Annotated in this window: 4 protein-coding genes; 2 read left to right on the top strand and 2 right to left on the bottom strand. The window is 71.1% G+C overall.

Translation table 11 applies throughout. From position 1 onward, the window contains the following. Nucleotides 1–201: 201 nt before the first annotated feature. Both ACTB72_RS20340 and ACTB72_RS20335 read left to right on the top strand, forming a co-directional pair. On the top strand, nucleotides 202–1,716 hold the full coding sequence (locus ACTB72_RS20340) for a cytochrome P450 (RefSeq protein ID WP_463038849.1): 1,515 nt from the start codon (nucleotides 202–204) through the stop codon (nucleotides 1,714–1,716). A gap of 175 nt (nucleotides 1,717–1,891) precedes the next feature. After that, complete coding sequence (locus ACTB72_RS20335) at nucleotides 1,892–2,218, top strand: hypothetical protein (protein WP_463038848.1); 327 nt, start codon at nucleotides 1,892–1,894, stop codon at nucleotides 2,216–2,218. A gap of 119 nt (nucleotides 2,219–2,337) precedes the next feature. Here the strand turns inward: ACTB72_RS20335 and ACTB72_RS20330 are convergent, their stop codons facing one another. Continuing rightward, complete coding sequence (locus tag ACTB72_RS20330) at nucleotides 2,338–3,351, bottom strand: restriction endonuclease (RefSeq protein ID WP_463038847.1); 1,014 nt, start codon at nucleotides 3,349–3,351, stop codon at nucleotides 2,338–2,340. 92 nt (nucleotides 3,352–3,443) lie between these two features. Continuing rightward, a complete protein-coding gene (gene leuC, locus ACTB72_RS20325; protein ID WP_463038846.1) occupies nucleotides 3,444–4,850 on the bottom strand; it encodes a 3-isopropylmalate dehydratase large subunit in 1,407 nt (468 codons plus the stop codon). Nucleotides 4,851–5,150 lie beyond the last annotated feature (300 nt).

Raw genomic sequence — 5,150 nt, 5'->3', positions numbered from 1 at the left:
ACCCGCGCCGCCGTCCCCGCGCGCCGCGGGTGCCCCGCCGCCGCCGCCGCCGCGACCCTGGACGCGGCGCCTCGCAACGGTCCCGCCTGCGCGACGGAACCGCCGCCCCCAGCCGTGACATCGCCACCCTTCGCGGGATAATCTCGCCCCGAGTCCGTCGCGTCCCTCCCGGCCCGGCGCACCAGCCAGGAAGTCGCCCCGATGACCGACGCCGACGCGCCTGCCCGCCCCACCCGCTCGACGCCGCCCGCCTGGACCGAAACCCCGGCGGAGCGCGCGCGGCTCGAACGCGACCTGCTCTACATCCCGGCCTCCCCGCCGCCGTCGCTCGACCGGCTCGCCGGCTCGAAACTGCTGCGCCGGATCAACACCATCCGCACCATCCGCCGCGCGTCCCGCAACCTGCTCGACATGGTGCATCCCGAGCTGGCCGACCGCCGCTGGCATGTCACCCGCGTCGGCCCGGAAATCGTCATCACCGTCAACGACCCGGACCTCGCCCGCCACATCCTGCAGGGCAACGCCGGCAACTACGTGAAGGGGCGGTTCTACGAGATCGTCTTCGCCAAATTCCTCGGCGCCTCCAGCCTCACCCTCGACGGCCCCGCCTGGCGCCAGCGCCGCCGCCTGATCTCGCCCGCCTTCAACGCCCGCGCCATCCGCGGCGTCGAGGGCGTGGTGACCCGCCATGTGGAGGCGATGGCCGACCGCTGGCGCGCCGTCGCCGCCGCGCCCGGCGGCGGCGAGGTGGAATTGAGCGCCGAGGTCTCCGAACTCGCCATGCGGGTGGCGATGGAGGCGTTCTTCTCCTCCGCGATGGGCGAGGAGACCGCGCGCATCGGCCGGCTGATGGACATCGCCATCACCGACGCGGGTTCGCCCCCCTTCGCCGACGTGATGGGCCTCGGCCGTTGGGCCCCGCGCCGGTCGCGCAAGGCGGCGATGGCGGCGCTGGCCGAGCTCGACGCCTGGCTCTTCCCGCTGATCGACGCCCGCATGGCGCGCCGCGAGGCGGGCGAGCCCGACGCCCCCGACCTGCTCGACATCCTCGTCCATGCCCGCGACGAGGAGACCGGCGCGCTGCTCGACCGCACGGCGATCCGCAACGAGGTGCTGACCCTCTTCGCCGCCGGCCACGAGACCACCGCCCTGTCGCTGGTCTGGGGTTTTGACAGGCTCTCGCGGGAACCGGCCTGGCAGGACCGCCTTGCCGCCGCGGTGACCGAGGCGCAGGCCATCGCCGGCGCCCCCCTCGACCCCGCCGGGGCCCGCGCGCTGGCCGAGCTGCCGGCGACCTATGACGAGATCCTGCGCCTCTACCCGCCGGCCTTCACCGTGGGCCGCCAGTCGATCGAGGCGGATCGGTTCGAGGATCTTTCGATCCCCGCCGGCGCCCGCATCCAGATCGTGATCGGTCTGATCCACCGCAACCGGCGGTTCTGGGACGCGCCGGGGGTGTTCGATCCGGGCCGGTTCCTCGGCGGGGCCAAGTCCGGACGCCATCCCTTCGCGCATATCCCGTTCGGGGGCGGCCCGCGGATCTGCGTCGGCATGGCGCTGGCCCGGCTCGAGGGAGTGATGGCGCTGGCCCGAGTGCTGCCCGCGCTGCGCCTCACCCCCGCCGGCCCGCCGCCGGATCCGCTGGGGAAAATCACCCTGCGCACCCGCGCGCCGGTGCGGATGCGGGCGACCCTGCGCGAGCCCTCCCCGACCTGAGCGCCCCGCCGGCCGCCGCGCTCGGCCGCGGTCTATCAGGGTTGCTGATTGGTTGCGGCGTCGGATTGGAAAGACAATTGTCAGGAATGACGCTATATGGTCTGTCGATGACCGGAGTCTTCCGGTGGGTGGCACTGAGGTCGCGACGCGATCGCGACCTCATGGAAAGGACGAAATGACCAAGCGGACAACCGAACGGAGCAAGGGGCTCGACCTGATGCACCCGTGGCGGGTCTGGACCGACCTCTGGGCGATGCACACCGAAACGACCATCGCGTCGGCCGAGGTGATCGCGCGCCGGTCCCTGATGATGATGACCGGGTCGATGTCCGCCGACGAGGCGATGCGGATGATGACCGAGAAGCCGGCCGCCTTCGCGCGCAGCATCGAGGCGGGGGCCCTGGCGCTGGCTTCGGGCATGTCGCCGGAGCATGCGATGCTCGACGCGGCCGAGCCGGTGTCGCTCAAGGCGCGCAGCAACGCGCGGCGTCTGCGGGGCTGAAGCCCTCGTCGAAGGGAGCGCGGCGCGGGCGGCCCTCATGCCGCTGCGCTGCGCTCCCCTCCGCATCGCCCCGCCCGAGCCGTCCCCCGAGCGCGGGCGAGGGGCCGCGGGGCCCGCGATCAGTTTTCCGAGCCCGCCGCGCCGCCCGGAATATAGACCCGGCGCAGGGGGATCAGCCGCTGCCAGCGCGGCTCGAACCGATGATAGTGGTTGTAGATCAACCCGATGAGCGTCTCGCCGTCGATCAGCCGCAGGTTGGGCTTGCCCCGCTCGAACACCCGCGCGTCGTTGGAATAGCCGCCCAGCGTGACGAAGAGCCCATGCTCCCCGGTCTCGATGGCGCCATGCAGCTGCTGCACCGCAGGCCGTCCGATCTGGTCGAGCACCTGCTTCACCTGCACCTTGATGATCGGCGGCTCGAAGCCCAGCTCGTCGCGATGGGCGATCACGTCCACGCCGCCGTCGCCCGACGCCTTGGTGACGCGCGCATGATAGCCCATGCAGGTCAGCAGATGCGCCACGAAATGCTCGAACTGGTTGGGCGACTGGCCTGATTTCAGGCGCTTGAGGATGAAGTCCTCGGTGGATTCCTCGACCTGGGCCGAGACCTCCTCGACGCTTTCCTCGTCCACGTCCTCCACTGCGCTCGCCGCGAAGGGCCGTCCCTCCATCGCCGCGGTGAACTCCTCGGCATGGGTGGAGATCGCGAACAGCGTCATCGCCGAACCGATCTCGTGCAGCGCGGACTGCGAAAAGGCGGCGCGCGGCATCCGGCGCACCCAGCGCACCCGGCGCCGGTTGGGGTGGAGGTCCACGTCCGGCTGGTGCTCGTATCCGCCCTCGACCACGCCGAAATTGACCATGCGATCGTCCTTGGAGGGGAAGATCACCACGTCGCCTTGCTTCATCTCATGCAGAAAACGGTAGAGCACCCCGGCCCAGACCGGAATTGCGCCCGGCCGGTCGGCGAGCCCGGCGGCATCGACAGCGGCCTTGAACGCCTCGCGCGAGGCGGGCAGGCGCGACAGGTCGCCGAGCGCAGCCCAGCCGATGGCGACGAAGCCCTCCGACAGGGCGGCCGCGCTTTGCGTGGCGGGCATGTGAACGCCCCAGAGTTTCGGGGGGACTGCCATAAGATAAACGCCTTGCGAAAAAGGCCGCGGGAACCGAGCCTCCGAAACGCAGCGGGGCGGCCCGAAAGCCGCCCCGTCCCCGAATCCGGTCCTCAGACCAGGTCGCGCACGTCGGTCAGCCGGCCGGTCACCGCCGCCGCCGCGGCCATCGCCGGGCTCAGCAGATGGGTGCGGCCGCCGCGGCCCTGACGGCCCTCGAAATTGCGGTTGGAGGTCGAGGCGCAGCGCTCCCCCGGTTCAAGCTGGTCGGGGTTCATCGCGAGGCACATCGAGCAGCCGGCCATCCGCCACTCGAAGCCCGCGTCGATGAGCTTCTGGGCGATGCCCTCCTCCTCGGCCTGGGCGCGCACCAGGCCCGAGCCCGGCACGATCATCGCCCGGAGCCCGGCCTTGACCTTGCGGCCCTCCATCACCTTCGCCACTTCGCGCAGGTCCTCGATCCGGCCGTTGGTGCAGGAGCCGATGAACACCGCGTCGATCTCGATGTCCGAGAGCCTGGTCCCCGCCGTCAGCCCCATATAGTCGAGCGAGCGCTGCACCGCGTCGACCTTGCCGCCGGTGAAATCGCCGGGCGCGGGCACCGAGGCGGTGATCGGCAGCACGTCCTCGGGCGAGGTGCCCCAGGTCACCACCGGGGCGATGTCGGCGGCGTCGATCTCCACCACCTTGTCGTAATGCGCGCCGTCGTCGGAGAAGAGGGTCTTCCAGTAGGCGAGCGCCATCTCCCAGGCCGCGCCCTTGGGGGCCTGCGGGCGGCCCATCACATAGGCGAAGGTCTTCTCGTCCGGCGCGACGAGGCCCGCGCGCGCGCCGCCCTCGATCGCCATGTTGCACAGCGTCATGCGGCCTTCCATCGACAGCGCCCGGATGGCGGAGCCCGCGTATTCGATGACGTAGCCGGTGCCGCCGGCGGTGCCGGTCTTGCCGATGATGGTCAGGGTGATGTCCTTGGCGGTGACGCCGGGGGGCAGCTCGCCCTCGACCTTCACCAGCATGTTCCTGGCCTTGCGCTGGATCAGCGTCTGGGTGGCGAGCACATGCTCGACCTCCGACGTGCCGATGCCATGCGCCAGCGACCCGAAGGCGCCATGGGTCGCGGTATGGCTGTCGCCGCACACGATGGTCATGCCCGGCTGGGTCCAGCCCAGCTCCGGCCCGATGATGTGGACGATGCCCTGACGGACGTCGTCGACGCCGTAATAGGTGATGCCGTTTTCCTTGGCGTTGCGCTCCAGCGCCTCGACCTGGATGCGGCTCTCCTCGTTCTCGATCCCCTTGGCGCGGTCGAGCGTGGTCGGCACGTTGTGGTCGGGCACGGCGACGGTCGCGTCGGGGCGGCGCACCTTGCGGCCGGCCATGCGCAGGCCCTCGAAGGCCTGGGGCGAGGTGACTTCGTGAACCAGGTGCCGGTCGATGTAGATCAGACAGGTGCCGTCGTCTGCTTCGCTCACCAGGTGGGCGTCCCAGATCTTGTCGTAGAGCGTCTTGGGGGCGGACATCGGATGGTCTCCGGAATGGGGGTCGTCGCGAGGGGTCGTCGCGGGGGGGGGCGTCGTCAGGAGGCCGGGCGTGAAAAGAACGCCGGCGCGCGGGCTCAGCCCCGAAGGGGGAGCTCGGCGAGCCTTGCGTAGAACCGCCAGGGCAGGCGGGCGCGATCGGATATGACGAGAGGTCCGGACATGCCGCGGAACCTATGCCCGGCGGCGCTTGGTCGCAAGCGGGATTCCGTCGGATGCGCGCGAGGATGAGGCGGCAAGCCGGGCGCCGCGCCCCGGTCGCGCCGGCGGCGGCGGATCGCC

It is taken from the genome of Albimonas sp., from assembly GCF_055129145.1.
This window is presented reverse-complemented; position numbering and strand designations above follow the sequence as displayed.